The organism is Aeromonas sp. 600948 (assembly GCF_049174875.1).
In the GTDB taxonomy this organism is placed as follows: Bacteria; Pseudomonadota; Gammaproteobacteria; order Enterobacterales; family Aeromonadaceae; genus Aeromonas; species Aeromonas veronii_A.
The window spans coordinates 78,817-100,112 of record NZ_JAAKTY010000016.1; the positions used below are offsets into that span (position 1 = coordinate 78,817).

A 21,296-nucleotide genomic window follows, 5' to 3' on the forward strand; every position below is an offset into this window, starting at 1 on the left:
GGCGACAAGCCCCTTCGCCATGCAGCACAGGCGGGATGCGGATTGACGGTTGCGCTAACTGCCGGGCCCCTTATAGTAGAGGCCATCCTTGGTGACTGACCCTCTGAATAATATGGAAAATATGATGCGCAGTTTAGGTGCGGGATGGACCCGTCTGCTTTTGGTGATGCTGGCGGCCTGCCCGCTGCTGGCTGTGGCGGCACAGGGGGATCGCCCGAAAATTGCGGTGGTGCTCAGCGGCGGCGGTGCCAAGGGTTCTGCCCATATCGGCATCCTCAAGGTGCTGGAGCAGAAACGGATTCCGGTCGACATCATAGTCGGTACCAGCATGGGCTCTTATGTGGCGGGGATGTATGCCATGGGGCTCAGTGCCGAGGAAGTGGAGCGCACCACTTTGGCCATCGACTGGAACAAGGGGTATCAGGACAAGGTGGGCCGCGACGAGCTGTCGCTGCGCAAGAAGCAACAGAACGAGCAGTATCAACTGCGCACCGACATAGGGGTGAATGGCGACACCACCCAGCTGCCGGACGGTTTCTTCCAGGGCCAATCCATGGCCAGCCTGCTGCGGGGGGCCACCTCCAACCTGCCGGTGCAGGCGAGCTTCGACGATCTCCCCATTCCCTACCGCGCCATGGCGACCGACATGGAGACGGTCACCCCCTTTGTGCTGGATCACGGCAGCCTGGCCAAGGCGATGCAGGCCTCCATGTCCATTCCCGGCGCCCTCAAGCCGGTGGAGTGGGAGGGGCACATCTTGGCGGACGGCGGCAGCGTCAACAACATGCCGGTGGATGTCGCCAAGGCGATGGGGGCCGACGTGGTGATCGCGGTGGATATCGGTGCCAAGCTGCGTACCCGGGAGTCCCTCAAATCAGGGTTGGCGATGATCGACCAGCTCACCACCTACATGACCCAGGTGGGCACCGACAAGCAGAAGGCGCTGATGGGACCGAAGGATATTCTGATCGCTCCCGAGTTTGGCGATATGGGGATCGCCGACTTTGCCCGGATGCCGGAGGGGATCAAGATCGGTGAGACGGCGGCTGACAAGGTGTCGCTGCAACTCGATAAGCTGTCGCTCACCAAGGCGCAGTACAACGCCTATCGCAACCAGAAGCTGAGCCGCCGTGCCGAGCGTAGCGGTCAGCCCGCCTACTTCATCGACAAGGTGGAGATCATCAACAAGTCGCGCCTCTCCGACGAGACGGTGCACGCCATGCTGAAGGTTCGGCCGGACAAGATCCAGACCAACGAGAGTCTGGAGGCTGGCATTCGCCGCCTCTATGCCCTTGAGTCCTTCGATCGCATCACCTACGAGGTGGAGGAGCGTGACGGGGAGAATGTGCTGTTGGTGGATGCCAGCGAGAAGAACTGGGGGCCGGGCTACCTCAACTTCCAGTTCGGTTTCACCGATGACTTCGAGAACACCTCCAACTACAACGTCGGCATGTCCTATACCCTCACCAACGTCAACGAGTGGGGAGCGGAGTGGCTGACCGAGGCGTCGCTGGGCACAGCCAAACATATCAAGACCGACTTCTATACCCCGCTGGAACCCTCCCAGACCTTCTATGGTGAGGCGAGTCTGGCCTATGACCAGACCCTGCGCCGCCTGTTTTTCCCCAATCCGGATCCCGAGACGGTTTCGATAAGCTATCTCGACTCCGAATACTCCTTCTTCAGCGGCGATCTGGCGGTGGGCTGGAACCGCCAGCCCTGGAGCCGGTTGTCGATGGGACTGGAGGGACAACTGGGCACGATTGATGTGAAGAACTTCAAGGGGCTGGAGATGGATGCCACGGCGTGGGGCCCCTATGTCCGCTTTGAACACGACAATCTGGATAGCCTCTATTTCCCCTATCAGGGGATGAAATGGGACATGAAACTGGGCCACTCCCATGTCAGTGTGGATGGACTCGAGTCAGCAGATGGGCGCAGTGAAGGCTGGAATTATCAACTCTCCATGATCAAGCCCTGGTCATGGGACAGGCACAGCCTCAACCTGATCCTCGAAGGGGGTGGCTCGGGCAGTGAAGAGGTGGTGCCGCTGCATATTCAGGATCTGGGCGGACTGTTCCGCCTCTCCGGTTTCCAGCGCTACCAGCTGAGCGGTCGCTACAGCCTGTTTGGTGGCCTGCGCTACATCTATCGGGTGGCGGACAACGACTTCGGTGCCCTCAAGATGCCGCTCTATCTGGGTGGATCTCTGGAGCAGGGCGGGGTCTGGAACAAGGGGGAGGATATCAGTCTGGAGAGCTCGTTTACCGCCGGTTCGCTTTATGTCGGGGTGGAGAGCTTCCTTGGCCCCGTGTTCCTCGGCTACGGCATGGCGGAGGGGGGCAATGACGTCTTCTATCTGCAATTGGGCAGTACGTTCGAATAATGCCGAAATGATGCCAATTTGTTAACTATGGTTGAGGGCGTTCAATTAATTTTCAAAAAATACCAGTCTGTTTAATTGGTTACGACTTTGTGGTGAATAAGTAAACAGGGTTTGGATTTTAATTAGTCGTTAAAACTTATATAGTGGGGAGCACCCTACGGGGTGTCCCGCAAGGACGATCGCCGCGAGCGTGGGCGAACCCCAAAAAAAGACCAAAGAGGAATTAGTCGTGCTTGAAACATACCGTAAACACGTCGCAGAACGTGCCGCCGAGGGCGTGGTTGCCAAACCTCTGGATGCAGAGCAGGTCGTCGCCCTGGTAACGCTTCTCAAGAACCCGCCCGCTGGCGAAGAAGACTTTCTGAAAGAGCTGTTGTCTTCCCGTATTCCCCCCGGTGTTGATGAAGCGGCCTATGTCAAAGCCGGTTTCCTCACCGCCGTCGCCAAGGGCGAAGCCCACTCTCCCATCCTGACTGCCGCCGAAGCTGTCGAGCTGCTGGGCACCATGCAGGGTGGTTACAATATTCAACCGCTGATCGACCTGCTGGATCACGCCACTCTGGCGCCGCTTGCCGCCAAGGGGCTCTCCCACACCCTGCTGATGTTTGACTCCTTCCACGACGTGGAAGAGAAGGCCAAGGCGGGCAATGTCCACGCCAAACAGGTGATGCAGTCCTGGGCTGATGCCGAGTGGTTCCTCTCCCGCCCGGAGCTGGCCGAGAAGATCACCGTCACCGTGTTCAAGGTGACCGGTGAAACCAACACCGACGACCTCTCGCCGGCACCGGACGCCTGGTCCCGCCCGGACATTCCGCTGCACGCCCTGGCGATGCTGAAAAACGCCCGTCCCGGCATTACTCCGGACAAGGATGGCGCCGTCGGCCCCATCAAGACCATCGATGCCCTGAAAGAGAAAGGCTTCCCGCTTGCCTATGTGGGTGACGTGGTCGGTACCGGTTCTTCCCGTAAATCCGCCACCAACTCGGTGCTCTGGTTTATGGGCGACGACATTCCGTTCGTGCCGAACAAGCGCGCTGGCGGTGTCTGTCTGGGTGGCAAGATTGCCCCGATCTTCTTCAACACCATGGAAGATGCCGGCGCTCTGCCTATCGAAGTGGACGTCTCCAAGCTGGAAATGGGCGATGTAATCGACATCTACCCCTATGCCGGCAAGATCTGCAAACACGGCACCGAACAGGTGCTGGCACAGTTTGAATTGAAAACCGATGTACTGATCGACGAAGTGCGTGCCGGTGGCCGTATCCCGCTGATCATCGGTCGCGGTCTGACTGACAAGGCCCGCGAGGCACTGGGTCTGCCGTTCTCCACCGTATTCCGTCGCCCGCAGCCGGTGGCCGATACAGGTAAAGGCTTCACCCTGGCCCAGAAGATGGTGGGCAAGGCGTGCGGCGTGAAGGGCATTCGCCCGGGCACCTACTGCGAGCCCAAGATGACCACCGTCGGCTCCCAGGACACCACGGGCCCGATGACCCGCGACGAGCTCAAAGATCTGGCCTGCCTCGGCTTCTCCGCCGATCTGACCATGCAGTCCTTCTGTCACACCGCGGCCTATCCGAAGCCCATCGACGTACAGACTCACCACACTCTGCCGGACTTCATCATGAACCGCGGCGGCGTGAGCTTGCGTCCGGGTGACGGCGTCATCCACTCCTGGCTGAACCGCATGCTGCTGCCGGATACCGTGGGTACCGGTGGTGACTCCCACACCCGTTTCCCCATCGGGATCTCCTTCCCGGCGGGCTCCGGTCTGGTGGCCTTCGCCGCCGCCACCGGCGTGATGCCGCTGGACATGCCGGAATCCGTGCTGGTGCGCTTCAAGGGCGAGCTGCAACCGGGCATCACCTTGCGTGATCTGGTTCATGCCATCCCCTATGCCGCCATCCAGAAAGGGCTGCTGACCGTCGAGAAAGCGGGCAAGAAGAACATCTTCTCCGGCCGCATCCTCGAGATCGAAGGTCTGCCGACCCTGAAAGTAGAGCAAGCGTTCGAGCTGGCAGATGCCAGCGCCGAGCGTTCCGCTGCCGGTTGCACCATCAAGCTGGATAAAGAGCCGATCATCGAGTACCTGAAGTCCAACATCGTGATGCTGAAATGGATGCTCTCCGAAGGTTACGGCGACGTGCGCACCATCACCCGTCGCATCAAGGGGATGGAAGAGTGGCTGGCCAACCCGACCCTGATGGAAGCGGACAAGGATGCCGAGTATGCCGAGATCATCGAGATCGATCTGGCCACCATCAAGGAGCCGATCCTGTGTGCGCCGAACGATCCGGACGATGCCCGTCTGCTGAGCGACGTGGCTGGCGACAAGATCGACGAGGTGTTCATCGGTTCCTGCATGACCAACATCGGTCACTTCCGCGCCGCCGGCAAACTGCTCGAGAAGTATCAGGGCGAGCTGCCGACCCGCATGTGGATCGCACCGCCCACCAAGATGGACAAGGATCAGCTGACTGAAGAGGGCTACTACGGCATCTTTGGTCGCGTCGGTGCCCGCATCGAGATCCCGGGCTGTTCCCTCTGCATGGGTAACCAGGCGCGGGTAGCGGAAGGGGCCTCGGTGGTCTCCACTTCCACCCGTAACTTCCCGAACCGTCTGGGTAAAGGTGCCAACGTCTATCTGGCCTCTGCGGAGCTGGCCGCTGTTGCCGCCATTCTCGGCAAGATCCCGACCGTGGCAGAGTACCTGCAATACGCCAAGGCGCTCGATGCCACTGCGGCTGACACCTACCGCTATCTCAACTTCAACGAGATCGCCTCCTACACCAAGAAGGCCGATGCGGTGATCCTGCAGCAAGCTGTCTGAGTGAATGGATGACAGGGCCCTGCAGGGGCTCTGTGTCAGCCAATAAAAATGCCGCGTAGCTACGCGGCATTTTTCATTTATGCGGACGGTTAGAGTCGGGTCATTGCCTCTCTCTTGTCGCCTGTCATGACAAAGTGCAACTCCCCTCCGGCCCTGATCTCGCTGTGCTCGAAGGTGAGATCCCCCGATAGCGGCTTGCCGTTGATGGTGACAGACTTTACGTACTTGTTGTGAGGGCTGTTATTGTCGGCGGTGATCCTGAAGGTCCCGTCTTTCATTGCAATCGTCACCTCATCGAACAGTGGGCGGCCGATGCTGTAGTGCGGAGATGCAGGGGTAACCTGATAGAATCCCATGGCCGACATGATGTACCAGGCCGACATCTGGCCGACATCCTCATTACCAATCAGACCGGTTGGCTTGGTGGTGTAAAACTCGTTCATGACCCGATCCAGATACTCCTGCGTTTTCCACGGTTCATCGGTCATGTTGTAGAGGTAGGGGATATGGTGCGACGGTTCATTACCATGCATGTACTGGCCGATATAACCGGTCAGGTCAGGCAGCGCTTCACCGCTATTGGATGAGCGGGCGTTGAACAGTTCATCCAGATCCTCGCGCAGCCCTTTCTCTCCGCCCACTTCCTGTTTGAGCCACTGGAAAGCATGCAGCGGCTGGAATTTCCATTGCCAGCTATTGCCCTCGGTGTAGGCAAACTCGTCCACATAGTAGGGATCAAATGGCAGTAGCGGGCAGACGCGCATCTCGACGCTGGTGCCATCGGGTTTGTTGACCGTCTCCAGCTTGCAGTCAGGAGAGTTCTCATCAACGGGTTGATTGAACTGGCTGGCCGGGCGGTGCGGGTTCCAGCTGTCTGGGTGGTTTTTGGGGCGGAAGAAGCCGGTTGTGGCATCCCAATGGTTCAGGTAGTTGTTCGAGCGGTTGAGAAATTCCTGCTGAACCTTGTTGTTGCCCGCCATTCGGGCGATTTCCGAGAGAGCCCAATCGCCGTAAGCAAACTCCAGGGTATAGGAGGTGGAGTTCCAGTATCCCCAGTGTACATAGCCGTTCTGCTCGTATACCTCGAGCTGGGCAATGCTGGCCGCACCTATGTTCTGGTCTTCGGTCCAGTCCGGGAGCTCCTCTTTCTTGTGATAGCGGGCGGTAAATTCGGCGGCGTCCAGAGCCTCTTGGGCATCGACATTCATCCCCTTGACCATGGCATCCGCAATGATGGAGATGGCTGGAAAGCCAATCATGGTGCCTGTGTAGTGACCGTGCAACTCCCACTTGGGCAGAATGCCACCATCCTTGTACTTGCGGATCAAGTCGTTAACATACTCCTCGGCTTTACGAGGGTTGATGATGGTTTGCAGCGGGTGCTGTGCCCGGAAGGTGTCCCACATGGAGTAGACGGAGTAGTTGGGGATGGCTCCGGCATCCTTGATCTCCTGAGTGCGCATTGCACGATACTTGCCATCCACATCCTGGAATATCATCGGGGCAATCTGGGAGTGGTACATGGCGGTATAGAAAATCTCTTTTTGGGCCTGAGTGCCTCCGCTTACTTTTACTTTTTCCAGCTCGCCATGCCAGGCCTGCTGGTTGCTGGCTACCTGATCCTCGAAACCCCAATCCGGCACCTCGGTTTCCAGATTTTTCTGCGCCCCTTCAACTCCGGTGGGGGAGATCCCGACCTTCAGTTCGAGCTGTTGTTCACTGGGACTGAAAGTCAGATAGGCGATGGTTTTAGTTCCCCTGAATGCATCCTGTTTCAAGGTCGCTTCGGTTGTTACGTCATCGACAACGACGCTGGCCTTGACCACTGGCTGGCTGAATTTTGCGTAGAAATAGATGTGCTGGTTGTTGGCCCAGCCATCCGAACTGCGCTTGCCGCGAATGGTGTATTCATCGACAAATTCAATATCGCCAACAGTGGTGCGATTGCCCCAGCTCTTATTCAGTGTGTGATCAAGGTCGAGTTTAATTGAGGGCGTGCTGCCTTTGGGGAAGGTATATTTGTGATATCCAACCCGGGCTGACGTTGTTAACTCAGCCTTGATTTTTCCGTTGTTAAGAATGACAGAATAGTGGCCCGCCTCTGCTTGCTCATTGGCTTTATCAAAGGTGTTGTAAGTAGTGTTGTTTTTATCGGTAAACGGCAAAATGAGAATATCACCGAGATCAGTAATACCAGTGCCTGACAAATGGGTGTGAGAGAAGCCATAAACTGGAATATCAGATAGCTTGCCATGGTCAAAATAGCCAGCTGCCGAGCCCCAACCCTCCATCTCTGTATCAGGGGAGAGCTGCACCAGTCCACCCGGGTAGACGGCTCCAGGGAAGGTGTGGCCATCAGCACCGGTGCCGATTAATGGGTTTATATACTGGATTAACGATTTATCAGGTGTCGGACGAGAGTTATCAGAACTGGTGGTCGAATCACTGTTACAGCCGGATAGTGCTATGGTGAGCGCTATCACTAATGGGGTTGGTTTATGTTTCATGATTGGGCTCCTTGGCAAGGTTGTGTCATTTATGAACGAGCAATATCTTTCTTCGCCAATATTTGGCAAAGATGGCTTCGGTGACTGATAGAATTTTTACGTTTGCAGCTGAACGTAATAGATGGTCAACATAATTATTTGTAGATTCTTATTTTAGTAAATTGATGTTAATAGGGTGTCGATTGAGCGAGTAGATTAATTTTGTGGCATTTACTGGATTATTATGACGGTCATCCAGTTGTGTGAATTTGATCACCTGCACCTCAGGACGGGTTCTTTCGACATTATTTTTAACAGGCAGAGTTAACCGCACAGGTCTGTCGTTAGCCTCTTCAGAGAGGCTACTGGGAGAAGGGCGAGCCGGAGCAGGCTGTGTTTTAGATGAATGTGATCCGTTCGGGGTCTTTTGCGGCAGACATCATCCTTTCAATGAACCTTACAGTTCGTTTTATAAACGCTTTGCGTTATGTTGTCTGGTTATGACCGGTCGCGAAACAGTGCTCCGCTATCGGTGTGAGATGAGTTCTTTTCTCTTTGGCTTGTGCGGGCTGGCCCGACGAATTGCGGCGTGGTTCTTTATGTTTCTGTTCAGGATCGATCTCTCCCGAACCGGGTTACGCTTCGGCGGTGCCTTGCTGGTCTTTACCCTGCCGCTGCTGGTGGGAGGTTCGCTCATCCACAGCAATTATGTGCAGGAGCTGAAAGCGGAATCCAGCGCCTCGGCCCACAAGGCCAGAACCCTGATGGAGTCGATGCTGGATCATGCGGAGCAGGCCAATCGCTCTGTGCTGCCTCTGGTGAATGCTCCCTGTCGCGACAACCTGCTGGTACTGCGCAAGAAGGTCGCCATCGAGCCCTTCCTGCGTTCGGTCAATCTGGTGCGAAACGGCATCATCAATTGCACCTCGCTGTTTGGTGAAGCCAATGATGCCGATGACGGCTCCATCTACACCGGCCGCAAGCTACTGCTGATGAGTGGCAACCGGGTGCGGCAAAATCACCCGCTGCTGGTGGTGCGCACCGAGCAGGGCAAGGATGCCGCCTTGAGTGCCATCGACAGTACCCAGCTCAGCTTCATGCTCTCCATGAGCGGAAAATCCAGTGCGCTCTATCTTCAGGTTGGGTCGGCCTGGCTCAATGAGTCGGGCCGCTATCTGAGCGAGGCGCCCACCCTCCAGCGCGGGATTAGCCTGGCCCTCACCTCATCCCATTATCCTTTCACCATCCATGCCGGTTATGCCATGCCGGTCTACTGGGCGTCGCTGTGGGCCGCGCGGCATGTGGCGCTGTCGTGGCTGGCGGTTTCCTCGCTTTTGCTGGCCTGGCTGGTGTGGTGGGTGCTGGGGCGTCCCGGCTCGCCAACAGATGAGTTGCGACGCGCCCTGCGGGCCAGGGAGTTTGTTCCCTATCTGCAGCCGCTGATTGCCAGCCACGACGGCAAGATGATGGGCGCCGAGGTACTGATGCGCTGGGAGCATGTCAATGAAGGGGTGATCCGGCCCGATCTCTTTATCCCGCAAGCGGAGGAGTCGGGACTGATCGTTCCCATGACCACCCATATCATGAAACAGGTGGCGACACGGTTGAACCGCTCTCAGGAGCAGTTGCCCGATGGGTTTCATATCAGCTTCAACATCAGCGCCGCTCATTGCCATGATTTTGCCCTGCTGGCCGAGTGTCGCGCCTTCCTCGGGCATTTCCTCCCCGGCAAGGTGGTACTGGTGCTGGAGCTGACTGAACGGGAGCTGCTGATGTCCGATCCCCAGACCCTCTCCCTGTTCCGCCAGCTGGACGAGATGGGGGTAAAACTCGCCATCGACGACTTTGGTACCGGCCACTCCAGCCTGGCTTACCTGCAGCAGTTCCATGTGGATTACCTCAAGATCGACAAATCCTTTATCGCCCGTATCGGCACCGAGTCCCTTTCGGAACATATCGTGGACAACGTGATCGATCTGGCGACCCGGCTCGGTCTGGCGCTGGTGGCGGAAGGGGTGGAGAGTGAGCGTCAGGCTGACTACCTCAGGGCGAAAGGGGTCGATTATCTGCAGGGTTACCTGTTTGCTCGCCCCATGCCGTTGCGCCAGTTCTGCGAGGAGCTGCTACCGGAAGAGGCACAAACCCGCCAGCCAGATGGGCGAGGCATCCCGAACGCCACCTGATTTATCGGTGACAGACGGGCGGCCAAGCTCCTTTCTGGCAGGGTAGGGAAGTGCTCTCCCCCTATCCCCCCTCGAGTGCAGGGGCTTGTTTTTCATGCCTTGTGGCTCACTTTTCGGTAGAATCGGCGCTCATTTTGAAGTCAGATGAGGCGCGGTATGACGGTTCAGTTCCAGGCATTTCACAGCATCAAGGCGATTGGTAATCGGGAGGTGCTGTTCAACTGGTCGAGAACCAATCCCCTCGGGGCGCTGGATCAGGTGTGGCGCCCGAAAACCCGCGATGAGCTGCAAGCGCTGCTGCGGGAGCACCCCGAGCGCAAGCTGCGCCTTATCGGCTCCGGCCTCTCTTTTGAGCCCATTCATAGCGTCTACGCCGAGGGCAGTCAGGCACTGCTGGTGGACTTGCACCACCTGCGCGGCCAGCTGGCTAAAACCGCCGATACCGTGACCTATCAGGCGGGGACGCCGCTCGATACCGTCTATGCCGAGCTGATCGCCATGGAGCGGATGCTGCCCGCATCCCCCGGCGTCATCGGCATCCAAACCCTGGGCGGCGCCCTCAGCACCGGCACCCACGGTCAGGGGCTGCACCAGTCAGCCCTGTGCGATGCGGTGGAGGCGATGACGGTGATGCTGGCCAATGGCGACATCATCCGGGTGGATCGCTCCGACCCGCGCTTCGGCGCCTTCGTGATGGGGATGGGGATGCTCGGCATCCTGCTAGACGTCACCCTGCGTACCGTGCCCAACCGCATCATGCGTTGCACCAAGTTCACCACCGATTACCCCTTCCTCCTGGAGCACAACGAGCGGCTCAACCGCGAGCACGGCTTCGTGAAGAGCTGGTGGTTTGCCTGGACCGGCGAGAGCCACATCTGGCTGGTGGATCCCGCCTCCGATGAGGAGGTTGCCCGCTACCGGGCCGCGGGTAGCGAGCCGCTGCTGCTGGATGGCGATATCGACGCCCGCATGAACGCCACCATAGATGCCACTTTGCAGAAGATGGCGAAAGATACCAAGGATGAGGCACTGGCCGGTGAGCACTTCGAGACGGTGCGCCGCTTCAAGGATGCCTCCGATCTGGTGGGCAACGTCTATCAGATCCTCTGCAAGGGGATCCCGGCCCCCCAGATCAACTGCGAGGTGGCGGTGCCGCTGCATCGCATGAACGAGGCGCTGGAGACCCTGCAAGCGTGGCAGCAGGCCAACCCGGGCGTGCTGCACTACCCCTTTATCCTGCGTTGCACCGGCCCTTCCGAGGCCTGGCTCAGTGCCGCTTATGGCCAGTCGGTCTGCTGGATCGGTTTTCTGGTCTATCTGGCGGCGGACGGCACCTTCGTCAACGGCTCCATGGAGCAGATGCGCGAGCTGCAGCAACTGCTGGCGCCGCTCGGCGGCATTCCCCATTTTGGCAAGCATCTGGCGATGGATCTGTATGACTTCCCGGCCCTGCTGCCGCGCTGGAACGACTTCGTGGCGTTGAAAGCCGAGCTCGACCCCCACGGCCGCTTTGAAAACCGCTGGCTCAGCGACCTGTTTGCCAACCGGTAAGGATCTGACATGACCGATATGCAAGATACCCGTATCCCTGTGACCCTGCTGACCGGCTTTCTCGGCAGCGGCAAGACAACTCTGCTCAACCACTGGGTCAAGCAGCCGGAGCTTGGCGAGTGCGCCGTGCTGATCAACGAGTTCGGCTCGGTGGGGCTGGATCACCATCTGGTGCAGCAGGTGGATGAGCAGGTAATGCTGCTCGACTCCGGCTGCATCTGCTGCTCGGTGCAGGGCTCTTTGGTGGAGGCGTTACAGGGGCTCTTTATGAAGGCCATCCAGCGCAAGATCAAACCGTTCAAGCGGCTGATTATCGAGACCACCGGTCTGGCAGATCCTGCCCCCGTGCTCTTTACCCTGCGCGAAGAGGGCTTTATCGCCCAGCGCTACCGCTTCGATGGCACTGTCACCGTGGTGGACGCCGGTCATATCGAGCAGCAGTTGGCGGCCCAGTATGAGGCGGTAAAACAGGTGGCGCTGGCGGATCTGCTGGTGGTGAGCAAAGGCGATCTGGTGGATGGCGAGCAGCTGGCTCGGGTCGAAGCCCAGCTGGCGACACTCAATCCGGCGGCCCCGATCCAGCAGGTGACCAATGGCGAACTGTCTCCAGCGGTGCTGGAGAAGCTCGGTGCCTACAACGAAGCGGCGGGGCGCGATGTGCGCCAGCTGCTGGCCTGGCTGCGCACCGAATCCCCCAAGCTGGGGCTGGCGTCACCGATGCAGCCGAAGATGCAGCCGTTCGCCGCCAAGGTGGGCACAGCTGCGCCCACCCACTTCGAGCACGGCAACATCGAGAGTTTCTCCCTGCGCATCGGTGAGCCGCTCAAGCCCTCTCGTCTGCTGGCTGCCATCGATGCGGTGCAGGCCCAATACGGCGATGCCCTGCTGCGCCTCAAGGGGATCTTGCAGCTGGAAGGGGAGAGCCAGCCGGTGGTGATCCACGGCGTCCACGGCCAGCTCTATCCGCTGCAGGCATTGGGTGACTGGCCGGAGGGCAAGGCCCAGTCCCGACTGGTGTTTATCGTGAAAAGTCAGGACAAGGCCGGTATCGAGCAGCTCTTTATGGCGACCCTCAAGGCCCCCGAGCCCACCCTGGAAGAGCGTCTCAAAGCCATGCTGGGTCAGCCCGACAACTGATCTTGCGCGTTGCAGCTCTCCTGCACCGGGTCAGGACGGCGGCGGTTGAACAACACAAACGCCACCGGTACAAAGTAGAACGAGAGCAGGGTCGCCAGCGCTGTGCCACCGGCGATGGCGATGGCAAAGGGGGGCCAGAAGCCGCCGCCCCCCAGCAATAGCGGGATGAAGCCGCCCACCGTGGTGATAGTGGTCGAGACGATGTGGCGGCTGCAACCGGCCACCAGATCGCGGATCTGCGGCAAATTGCCCTGTTGTGCCAGCGGGTCAGCCTTCAGCTCGGCCAGAATGACGATGGCTGCGTTGATGGCCAGCCCCATCAGTCCCAGCAGGGCGATGATCACCGTAAACCCGAAGGGGTAGCCCAGCAGCCAGACCCACAGCAGCCCGAGCCCCGCCGACTGGATCGCCACCAGGGTGACGATGCCTGCCAGCCGGAACGAGTTGAAGCTGAGCACCAGCACGGCCACCAGCAGCACGGCGACCAGGCTGACATGGGCCATCAGATTGCCCACCGATTCATCCCGCTTGGCGGCTTCCCCGCCAAACTCCAGTCGATAGCCCGGCGGCAACGCCAGCGCCTTGGCGGCCAGCCTCTCTTTGACCTGCTCCAGCACGGTTTGCGGCAGTACGCCGACCGCCAGATAGGCCTCCAGCACATTGACCCGCTCACCATCCCGACGGCTGATCTCCCCCCAGCTTGGCAGCAGCTCGGGAGTGGCCAGTGCCCGCAAGGTGAGACTGGCAGCCCCTTGCTGGCCGGTGCCGGTGAGCGACAGCGGCACATTGAGCAGCGCATCCGGATCCTGACGCAAGGGTTCGGCCAGTCGCACCCGAACCGGGATTGACTCGGTGCCTTCCAGCACAGTGCCGCCCAACCTGCCATCCAGTGCGCCCGCCAGCCGGGAGGCAACATCGGTCAGGCTCATGCCTGCCAGTCGGGCGGCCTCCTCATCGACCTGCAACCAGAGTTTGGGGGCCCCGGCCTGCAAGGTGGCGCGAGTCTGCACCACGGCCGGGGTATTGGCGAGCAGACTGCGCAGCTCCTCTCCCAGACGGTGTAGTTGTTCAAGGTCGGGGCCAAACAGCCGCAGCTCGACGGGGGCATTGAAAGGCGGCCCCTGTTCCAGCTTGCGCACCAGGATCTGCGCTTCGGGAAATTTTGCATCGAGCCGCTGCTGCAGTTGTGGAATGAGCCGCTCGGCAGCATCGGCATCCTGCAGAGTGATCATCCCCTGGGCGTAATCGGCCCGACCCTGTTTTCTGGGCACCAGGTTGTAGTAGAAGCTGGGGGCGTTGTCGCCCACCACCCAGTCCTGACGAACCAACTCGGGGAGGCTGGCCAGCTCGGCGGAGATCCCCAGTGCCAGCTCGCGAGTGCGCGCCAGGCTCGCCTGTGGGGAGAGGCTGGCCTCGATGTGGATCATGTCCCGGTCGGCAGGGGGAAAGAACTGTTCGGTGAGGCGGCCCGCCACCCAGAAACCGAGCAGGGGCAGCAGACTGACCAGCAGCAGGGTTTGCCAGGGGTGAGCCAGCGCCATGGCGATGCTCTGCTGGAAACGGGCGCTCACCCGGGGCAGGTGCAAGCCATCCTGATACCAGCGTCCCCCCTGGTCACTGCCAATCCAGCGGGCTGCGAGGCCAGCCACCAGGGTATGGGCGATGAGGTAGGATCCCAGCAGCGAACAGATCACCGCCCAGGCGATGCCGCCGACAAACTCGCCCGCCGGGCCCGGCATCAGAATGATCGGCATAAAGGCGAGCATGGTGGTGAGGGTGGAACCCAGCAGTGGCAGCCAGAGGTGGCCGATGGCTTCCAGTGCGGCGGCACTCATGGCCATGCCGTGGCGGCGCTGATACTGCACCCGATCCGCCATGACGATGGCGTTGTCCACCATGATCCCGAGCGCCACCACCAGACCGGTGACCGACATCTGGTGAATGGGCAGATTGATCAGGTTCATGCAGGCGAATGAGAACGCCACGGTAAGCGGCAGCGACAGGGCCACGATAATGGCGGCCTTGACCCCCAAGGTCACCAGCAGCACGGCCACTATGATGAGAAAACCCTGCACAATGTTGATGAGTAGGGTGTCGAGCCGCTGATCGGTATAACGCTGCTGATCGAAGCTGGTGACGAGGCCGATATTATCCGGCAAGTCCTGTTGCAGCTGGGCCAGCATGGTATCGACCCGTGCCGACCAGAGGTCGATGCGGTGATCCTGTGCCATCCGCAGGCCGACCACCACGGCCCGTTCACCATTGGCAAAGGCCAGCTGGCTCTCCGGCTGGTGCAGGGTACGTCTTACCTCAGCCAGATCGCCAAGGCGCAGGGTCTGGCCCTGCTCGCCGGTTCGCAGCGGGATCTGGCGGATCCGCTCCAGGGTATCGAGGGCGCCGCGGATCTCCACCTGAAAGCGATTGTGGCTGCCTTGCAACTCCCCGGCGGCCACTTTGGCATCGGCACCGCTCAGCGCCAGGGCAAGCTGTTCGCCACTCATGCCGCTGGCACTGAGGGCGAGGGGATCGAACCGCACCTCGATCTCCTCCTGTGGTGCCCCGACCCGCTCGACGTATTCGGTGCCCGGCAGCTGGCGAGCCCGGCGTTCCAGCTCGGCGCTGTAGCGGGCGAGGCGATCCAGCTGCGGCTGGCCCGGCCCGCGCCAGACCACATTGACCAGCCGGGTGAAGGGGTAGCCCTTCTCGTCATCCAGCTTGGGGGCACTGGCGCCGGCTGGCAGTCCGGCGGCAAGATCTGCCAGCCGATCACGGACTCTGGACCAGACGGGTTCGACATCGCTGACCTCATCCTTGAGCTCCAGATTGATGATGGAGAGACCGGGGCGAGAGCTCGACTCGATCAGCTTGATCTCGCTCTGGGCCCGCAGCCGGTTCTCGATGGGCTCGCTCACCAGCGCCTCCACCCGCTCGGCGCTGGCCCCGGGGAAGTGGGTAACCACGCTGGCAAAGCGGCTGGTGAGCTGGGGATCTTCGGTTCTGGGCAGGATCTGCAATGCCGCAAGGGCGGCCGTCAGCAGCAGCGCGACCGTCAACAGCAGCAGGCGGCCATTCTCGATAAACGGGCGGATCATGACTGTGGCTCCGGATGGCCTGCCTGATGATCCACGCTGGTTGTCAGGGTGACCTGCTGGCCCAGCACCAGTTTATGCAGGCCATCAGTCACCAGCTGTTCTTGTCCGTTCAGGGCACCACTGATCCAGGCCCGCTCACCATCTTGCTGCAGCAGGGTGACGTCCCGACTGACCACCCGGGGTGGTGTTTCATCGTTGAGAAGATAGAGGGTCCAGCTGCCGCGCAATCCCTGGGTCAGCGCGGTGAGCGGTACTTCGTAGGCGCGGGTAGGCTCGCGGGTCTGATGCAACAGGGTGATCAGTTGCCCTTCTGCCAGTTGTTCGCCGCCCCGGGTCAGCTGGAAGCGGGCGGTGCGGGTGTGAGTCTGCCCGTCCACTTGTACTCCCAGATTAAGCAGGCGCCCCTCCAGTGATTGCGCACCGCTTTGCAGGGGGTAGTGTTGGCCGACGATCAGGGACTCGGCCTGTTTCACCGGCACGCCGATATCGGCCTCCCACTGGCCGCTGCGGGTCAGGGAGAAGAGAGGCTGGCCTGCGGCCACCACGGCCCCCAATGCCTGCTCGCGGCTGACCACAATCCCGTTGAAGGGGGCGCGCAGCTGTGATTTTTCCTGTTTGACCCGGTTGGCTTCGAGGGCGGCGGCCAGCTGGTTGGCGCTTGCCTCCAGCATGCGGACTTTGCCTTGCTGTTCATCCAGCGCCTGACGGGAGCTGAACTGCTGCTGGCGCAGGGCGGTGAGTCGATCGAGCGTCTGCCGGGCAAGGGTCAGCTCGGCCTCGTTCTGGGCGGCCCGGGCGGCCAGCTCTTTGGCTTCCACTGCCAGCAGCCGGGTGTCCAGTGTGGCGAGCAGTTCACCGGCCGCTACCGGCTCTCCGCGTCCCTTGTGCAGGGTGGCGATCCGCCCTGCCAGCTCGAAGCCTATCTGGCTGTGCTCGGGGGCGATCACCCTGCCATTGAAGCGGTGCAGCACCGGGTAGTGATCGCTGGCTTGCAGCGGCTGGGTGATCACCCGGGTCAGGGCGGGTGTTTCTTCTGACTCTGTGACCGGGCTGCAGCCACTCAGTAACAGCGCCAGCAGGATTAAGCAAAGTGTCATGACATCATCCTCTGGTTGACATAACATCAAATCACACCGGTGAGTCTAGTTTTTCGAAACTAGACTGTCCAGTTTGATTGTGGAGGAAAAATGAACATTTCACCCCGTAGTCAGCAGAAGCGGGCTGCGATCCTCGATGCTGCCGGGCGGCTCTTCTGTCAACACGGTCTGCATCTGGTCAGCATGGACATGGTGGCCAGTGAAGCGGGCGTCTCCAAGCAGACGGTCTACAGCCATTTTGCCAACAAGGAGTCGCTGTTTGCCGAAGCGGTGGGCAGCAAGTGCGTCAGCAGCGAGCTGATGCCGGAGGTGTTGCTGCGTGGCAACAATGTGCGGGAGAGTCTGATTGCCTTTGGTCGCAGCTTTCGCAAGTTGATCCTGAGCGATGATGCCATCAATATCTTTCGCACCTGCATCAGCTGCAACGATGCCCAGCTGGCCACCCTTTTTTTCGAGGCGGGCCCGCTCTATGTGACCGAGATGCTGTCCAACTGGCTGGAGCAGCAAAAGCAGCAAGGCCTGCTGTGCCATCAAGACAGCGAACAGGCCGCCTTGCAGCTGTTGCTGATGTGGCAGGGCAAGGAGCGCATGCTCCGTGAGCTGGGTCTGCCGTTGACCCAGAGCGCTGCCGAGCAGGATGCCTGGACCCTGAGTTGTGTCGATCTCTTCCTGACCGCCGCCGCTCCCCCGCAAAAATAATGGAGGTGGCAATGAGCCACACAGTGACAGATGCCCAGCGCAAGTGGCTGCCCCTGCTGGCTGCGGTCGGTTTCTTTATGCAGGCGCTGGATGGCACCATTCTCAACACCGCCCTGCCCAGCATGGCCGAGACCTTGGGAGAGAGCCCGCTGCAGATGCAGTCGGTGATCATTGCCTACATGTTGACGGTGGCGTTGCTGATCCCGGCTTCCGGCTGGCTGGCAGACAGATTCGGCACCCGCCGCATCTATCTGGCTGCCATCTCGCTCTTTACCCTCGGCTCGCTCGCCTGCGCCGCCTCCAATTCGCTCTCCATGCTGGTGGCCGCCCGGGTGCTTCAGGGGATTGGCGGTGCGCTGCTGATGCCGGTGGGACGGTTGGCGGTGCTGCGGGTCTATGACAAGCATGAGCTGCTGCGGGTGATGTCGTTTGTCACCATCCCGGGGCTGCTCGGCCCGTTGATGGGGCCGGCGCTCGGTGGCTGGCTGGTGGAAGTGGCGAGCTGGCACTGGGTGTTTCTCATCAACCTGCCGGTGGGGCTGCTCGGCTTTATCGCCAGCTGGCACTTTATGCCGGAGCTGCGGCAGCAGACCGCCCGGTTCGACTGGCAGGGCTTTGTGATGTTCAGCGTCGGCATGGTGCTGGTGTCGGTCGGCTTGCAGGGGTTGGGGGAGCACAGCATCTCCACCGGTTGGGCGCTGTTTGCACTGATCTTCGGCTTGGCGGCGATGGCGAGCTACTGGCTCTATGCCGCCAATGCACCGCAGCCGCTCTTTAGCCTGAGCCTCTTTAAGACCGCCACCTTTGCCATCGGCATCTGGGGCAACCTGTTTGCCCGCCTCGGCAGCGGCGCCATGCCGTTCCTCACCCCGCTGTTTCTGCAGCTGGGGCTCGGTTTCTCGCCAAGCAAGGCGGGGATGACCATGATCCCCACCGTGATTGGCGCCATGCTGACCAAGACGCTGGTGAACAAGCTGATTCCGAAGGTGGGCTATCGCCGCATCTTGATCGGCAACACCCTGTTGCTGGGGGCGATGATCGCCAGCTTCTACTTTATCGACAACCAGCTCCCTTACGGGGTCTTGCTGGGCTGGCTGGCGATCTTCGGCGCCATCAACTCGCTGCAGTTCTCTGCCATGAACACTCTCACGCTGCAAGATCTCAGCCCGACCCTGGCCAGCAGTGGCAACGGCCTGCTCTCGGTGGTGATGCAGCTCTCCATGAGTTTGGGGGTGGCGATTGCCGCCAGCCTGCTCGGGCTCTTCTCGGCGGGTACCTCAGCGGGCACTTTAGTGGCCGAGGGTCAGTGGCTGGCCGGGTTCCACCTTACCTACCTCTGTGTCGGGTTGCTCTCCATGCTGGCGGCGCTGATCTTCGCCCAGCTGGCGCGCGATGGGGCTACGCCGTCGGGGCGGGCAGATAGCTGACCTCGCAGGGGAGCTGCGCCAGCACTTCGGCCAGATGCTCGGTCGCCAGCAGAAAGGTCTGCTCCGGGTGGCCCGGAGTCCAGGTGAAGGCGGTGTGGTTGAGCAGTTGCGGATCCACCAGTAGCGGAATATCGGCACGGGGCAGGAAGGGGCAGACCGCCCCCGGCAGGCAGCCGATCTCCGCCTGCATCTCTTCGGCGGTGCAGATGGAGGGCTTGGCACCGAGTGCGGCCTTGACCGCCTTGTTGTCGAGCCGTCCGTCCCTGTGGGTCAGCAGCAGGGCGAAGCGGCCATCCTTGAACTTGAGAAACAGGGTCTTGCTGAACTCCGCCTGCCAGCCGAGGCGGGCCTTGACCTTTTCATCGGTGGCGTAGTCGAGGATGGGTTCATGCTCATAGCGCTGGTGGGGCAGTTCTGCCAGCAACTGGCAGTTAAAGTGGTGAATGGTATCGAGTGGCATGGGGTTCTCCTGTAGTGGGCGCTATCCTGCCAGCCTCGCAGGGTCAGGCCCAATGACACTTTCTTATCCGTAATAAGCAACCCTGTCCGTGAAAACAACAAGGGCGCCGTGAGGCGCCCTTGCGGATCAGTGATGCTGCAATTCGCACGCTTCCCAGTGAAAGGGAATGGGGCACAGCTGCTGGGAGGCCTTGTCATAGGCTTGCCACAGCTCGCCCATGGTGCGGCCATCGACGGGGTGGCGCAGTTTGGGGGCCAGCTCGGCCAGCGGCCAGAGCACGAAGGCGTTGGTGAGCACTTCACCACGCGGCAGCACCAGCGGGGTGTCGCAGACCAGATCGCCATAGAGCAGCAAATCGAGATCCAGGGTGCGCGGGGCGAACTTCTTGGCATCCGGCTCGCGGCCGTGGGCGAACTCTATGGCCCGCAGTCGCTGGCAGACGGTGGCCAGCGGCAGATCGGTCTCGGCAGCTGCCACCAGGTTGTAGAAGGGGCGGCCGTTGAAGCCGACCGCTTCGCTCTCGAATACCCGGGAGACCCGCAGCTGGCCAAATTCGGCGTGCAGGGCATCGAGTCCGGCACGGATATGGCGATCCCGCTCGATGTTGGAGCCCAGGCTGATATAGATGGTGGTCATCAGTTGCTGCTCGCGGCCGGCGTGCGATGGCGCAGGATCTCGACGCCGACCCCGGCGGCATTGGGCACGGCGCCCGGCTTGGTGAGGGTCACCTTGACCCACTGTACCCGCTCGTCGGCGAGCACCAGCATGGCAACCTGCTCGGCCATGGTCTCGACCAGCTCGACCACCTTGCCGCTGACATGCTCGCAAATCTTGTTGGAGAGGTCGGCATAATCCAGTGCCAGATTGATGTCGTCGGTTGCTGCCGCGGGGCGGTTGTCGAACCCCATCTCGAGGTCAAAACGGAGCTTTTGGCGAATGCCCTTCTCCCACTCATATACACCTATGGTGGTCAAAACTTCGAGTCCGCGAATAAACACCTTGTCCATGACTGTACTTCTTCTTTACTCTTGATGGGCTGTGATGACAGCGCAGGGATGCTGGCCGGGCAACAGGCTTGCCGAGGCGCTCTGGGTGGGCATGGGCCCATGCCAGCGTATGTGGCCCGCATCATACCCCATTCATATCGTGGTAAAAACGACCAAGATGACGGCCCTGACGATTTTGATGATTATTCTGGCCTACCTGGGTGGTTCACTATCCAGTGCTGTGCTGGTCTCCCGCTGCACCGGTCTGCCCGACCCGCGGGATCATGGCTCCCACAATCCGGGGGCAACCAATGTGCTGCGCCTCGGTGGCCGGATGGCGGCGCTGGTGGTGCTGCTGCTCGATGTGCTCAAGGGTACTGTGCCCGTCTATCTCGCCTGGTATCTGCAGATCAAACCCGTCTATCTCGGCTTTATCGGGGTCGCCGCCTGCCTCGGCCATATGTACCCCATCTTCTTTCATTTTCGTGGTGGCAAAGGAGTCGCCACGGCACTGGGGACCATGATGCCCATCGGCTTTACCATGGGGGGCGCCGTGATTGGCACCTGGCTGCTGGTGTTGCTGGTGAGCGGCTACTCCTCGCTGGCCTCCATCATTACCGTGCTGCTGACGCCGCTCTTTACCTACCTGCTCAAACCCGAATACACCCTGCCAGTCTCGCTGCTCTCCTGCCTTATCCTGATCCGCCATCACGAGAACATCTCCCGCCTGCTCAAGGGGGAGGAACCCAGAGTCTGGGGGCGAAAAGGCGCGGCCTGTACCGAAGAAGTGGCAGAAATGGACGATGTTGCGCAAAAAAGAGACGAACGAGACAAAAAGTGAAATTTCCCGTTGACCATCTGCCTTAAAATCCGTTTAATAGCGCCCACGCCCAGATAGCTCAGTCGGTAGAGCAGGGGATTGAAAATCCCCGTGTCGGCGGTTCGATTCCGTCTCTGGGCACCAA

14 protein-coding genes and 1 tRNA gene are annotated in these 21,296 nt (G+C 60.4%); 9 read left to right on the forward strand and 6 right to left on the reverse strand.

Annotated features, from left to right (window positions below; all coding sequences use genetic code 11):
- Positions 1-124 precede the first annotated feature (124 nt).
- Both G5182_RS14275 and acnB read left to right on the forward strand, forming a co-directional pair.
- Entirely contained in the window at positions 125-2,386 is a 2,262-nt protein-coding gene (locus tag G5182_RS14275) for a patatin-like phospholipase family protein (RefSeq protein WP_421254458.1), read from the forward strand.
- Between the two features lie 229 nt (positions 2,387-2,615).
- Positions 2,616-5,213 carry a bifunctional aconitate hydratase 2/2-methylisocitrate dehydratase gene (gene acnB / locus G5182_RS14280; protein ID WP_421254453.1) on the forward strand — a complete coding sequence of 866 codons (2,598 nt, stop codon included), beginning with the start codon at positions 2,616-2,618 and terminating at the stop codon, positions 5,211-5,213.
- Between the two features lie 89 nt (positions 5,214-5,302).
- Here the strand turns inward: acnB and G5182_RS14285 are convergent, their stop codons facing one another.
- The gene (locus tag G5182_RS14285) at positions 5,303-7,789 is read right to left on the reverse strand and encodes a GH92 family glycosyl hydrolase (protein WP_421254454.1); all 2,487 of its coding nucleotides are present in this window, start codon (positions 7,787-7,789) and stop codon (positions 5,303-5,305) included.
- 509 nt (positions 7,790-8,298) lie between these two features.
- Here G5182_RS14285 and G5182_RS14290 point away from each other — a divergent pair.
- From G5182_RS14290 to G5182_RS14300, 3 genes are all read left to right on the forward strand, one after another.
- The gene (locus G5182_RS14290; protein WP_421251068.1) at positions 8,299-9,882 is read left to right on the forward strand and encodes an EAL domain-containing protein; all 1,584 of its coding nucleotides are present in this window, start codon (positions 8,299-8,301) and stop codon (positions 9,880-9,882) included.
- A gap of 156 nt (positions 9,883-10,038) precedes the next feature.
- Complete coding sequence (locus G5182_RS14295) at positions 10,039-11,433, forward strand: D-arabinono-1,4-lactone oxidase (protein ID WP_421254455.1); 1,395 nt, start codon at positions 10,039-10,041, stop codon at positions 11,431-11,433.
- 9 nt (positions 11,434-11,442) lie between these two features.
- Positions 11,443-12,570: a CobW family GTP-binding protein gene (locus G5182_RS14300; protein ID WP_227341834.1), complete on the forward strand. Its 1,128-nt coding sequence runs from the start codon at positions 11,443-11,445 to the stop codon at positions 12,568-12,570.
- Here G5182_RS14300 and G5182_RS14305 read toward each other — a convergent pair.
- Both G5182_RS14305 and G5182_RS14310 read right to left on the reverse strand, forming a co-directional pair.
- A complete protein-coding gene (locus G5182_RS14305) occupies positions 12,555-15,662 on the reverse strand; it encodes an efflux RND transporter permease subunit (protein ID WP_421254456.1) in 3,108 nt (1,035 codons plus the stop codon). The genes G5182_RS14300 and G5182_RS14305 overlap by 16 nt on opposite strands.
- Positions 15,659-16,759, reverse strand: coding sequence for an efflux RND transporter periplasmic adaptor subunit (locus G5182_RS14310; RefSeq protein WP_227341836.1), 1,101 nt, complete (start codon positions 16,757-16,759; stop codon positions 15,659-15,661). Before G5182_RS14310 ends, G5182_RS14305 begins: the two co-directional genes overlap by 4 nt.
- Before the next feature lie 90 nt (positions 16,760-16,849).
- On the opposite strand from G5182_RS14310, the gene G5182_RS14315 reads away from it, so the two are divergent.
- Positions 16,850-17,458 carry a TetR/AcrR family transcriptional regulator gene (locus tag G5182_RS14315; protein ID WP_005355070.1) on the forward strand — a complete coding sequence of 203 codons (609 nt, stop codon included), beginning with the start codon at positions 16,850-16,852 and terminating at the stop codon, positions 17,456-17,458.
- Positions 17,459-17,469: 11 nt separating this feature from the next.
- The gene (gene mdtD / locus G5182_RS14320; protein ID WP_139740549.1) at positions 17,470-18,885 is read left to right on the forward strand and encodes a multidrug transporter subunit MdtD; all 1,416 of its coding nucleotides are present in this window, start codon (positions 17,470-17,472) and stop codon (positions 18,883-18,885) included.
- On the opposite strand, the gene G5182_RS14325 is transcribed toward mdtD, so the two are convergent.
- The 3 genes from G5182_RS14325 to folB form a co-directional block, all read right to left on the reverse strand.
- A complete protein-coding gene (locus G5182_RS14325; RefSeq protein WP_005336108.1) occupies positions 18,857-19,345 on the reverse strand; it encodes a YbaK/EbsC family protein in 489 nt (162 codons plus the stop codon). The genes mdtD and G5182_RS14325 overlap by 29 nt on opposite strands.
- Before the next feature lie 126 nt (positions 19,346-19,471).
- The gene (folK, locus tag G5182_RS14330) at positions 19,472-19,981 is read right to left on the reverse strand and encodes a 2-amino-4-hydroxy-6-hydroxymethyldihydropteridine diphosphokinase (RefSeq protein ID WP_421254457.1); all 510 of its coding nucleotides are present in this window, start codon (positions 19,979-19,981) and stop codon (positions 19,472-19,474) included.
- On the reverse strand, positions 19,981-20,352 hold the full coding sequence (folB, locus tag G5182_RS14335) for a dihydroneopterin aldolase (RefSeq protein WP_005355064.1): 372 nt from the start codon (positions 20,350-20,352) through the stop codon (positions 19,981-19,983). Before folB ends, folK begins: the two co-directional genes overlap by 1 nt.
- A 157-nt stretch (positions 20,353-20,509) precedes the next feature.
- Between folB and plsY the strand changes: the two genes are divergently transcribed.
- Together plsY and G5182_RS14345 are read left to right on the forward strand one after the other, a co-directional pair.
- Positions 20,510-21,172 carry a glycerol-3-phosphate 1-O-acyltransferase PlsY gene (gene plsY, locus G5182_RS14340; RefSeq protein WP_201947226.1) on the forward strand — a complete coding sequence of 221 codons (663 nt, stop codon included), beginning with the start codon at positions 20,510-20,512 and terminating at the stop codon, positions 21,170-21,172.
- 47 nt (positions 21,173-21,219) lie between these two features.
- A tRNA-Phe gene (locus G5182_RS14345) sits at positions 21,220-21,295 on the forward strand.
- Position 21,296: the final 1 nt, after the last annotated feature.

Excerpts from the sequence above, each read along its gene's own strand:
- G5182_RS14275 (WP_421254458.1), top strand. The coding sequence starts at position 125 with ATGCGCAGTTTAGGTGCGGGATGGACCCGTCTGCTTTTGGTGATGCTG.
- G5182_RS14290 (WP_421251068.1), top strand. The coding sequence starts at position 8,299 with ATGTTTCTGTTCAGGATCGATCTCTCCCGAACCGGGTTACGCTTCGGC.
- G5182_RS14295 (WP_421254455.1), top strand. The coding sequence starts at position 10,039 with ATGACGGTTCAGTTCCAGGCATTTCACAGCATCAAGGCGATTGGTAAT.
- G5182_RS14300 (WP_227341834.1), top strand. The coding sequence starts at position 11,443 with ATGACCGATATGCAAGATACCCGTATCCCTGTGACCCTGCTGACCGGC.
- G5182_RS14305 (WP_421254456.1), bottom strand. The coding sequence starts at position 15,662 with ATGATCCGCCCGTTTATCGAGAATGGCCGCCTGCTGCTGTTGACGGTC.
- G5182_RS14310 (WP_227341836.1), bottom strand. The coding sequence starts at position 16,759 with ATGACACTTTGCTTAATCCTGCTGGCGCTGTTACTGAGTGGCTGCAGC.
- G5182_RS14315 (WP_005355070.1), top strand. The coding sequence starts at position 16,850 with ATGAACATTTCACCCCGTAGTCAGCAGAAGCGGGCTGCGATCCTCGAT.
- mdtD (WP_139740549.1), top strand. The coding sequence starts at position 17,470 with ATGAGCCACACAGTGACAGATGCCCAGCGCAAGTGGCTGCCCCTGCTG.
- G5182_RS14325 (WP_005336108.1), bottom strand. The coding sequence starts at position 19,345 with ATGCCACTCGATACCATTCACCACTTTAACTGCCAGTTGCTGGCAGAA.
- folK (WP_421254457.1), bottom strand. The coding sequence starts at position 19,981 with ATGACCACCATCTATATCAGCCTGGGCTCCAACATCGAGCGGGATCGC.
- folB (WP_005355064.1), bottom strand. The coding sequence starts at position 20,352 with ATGGACAAGGTGTTTATTCGCGGACTCGAAGTTTTGACCACCATAGGT.
- plsY (WP_201947226.1), top strand. The coding sequence starts at position 20,510 with ATGACGGCCCTGACGATTTTGATGATTATTCTGGCCTACCTGGGTGGT.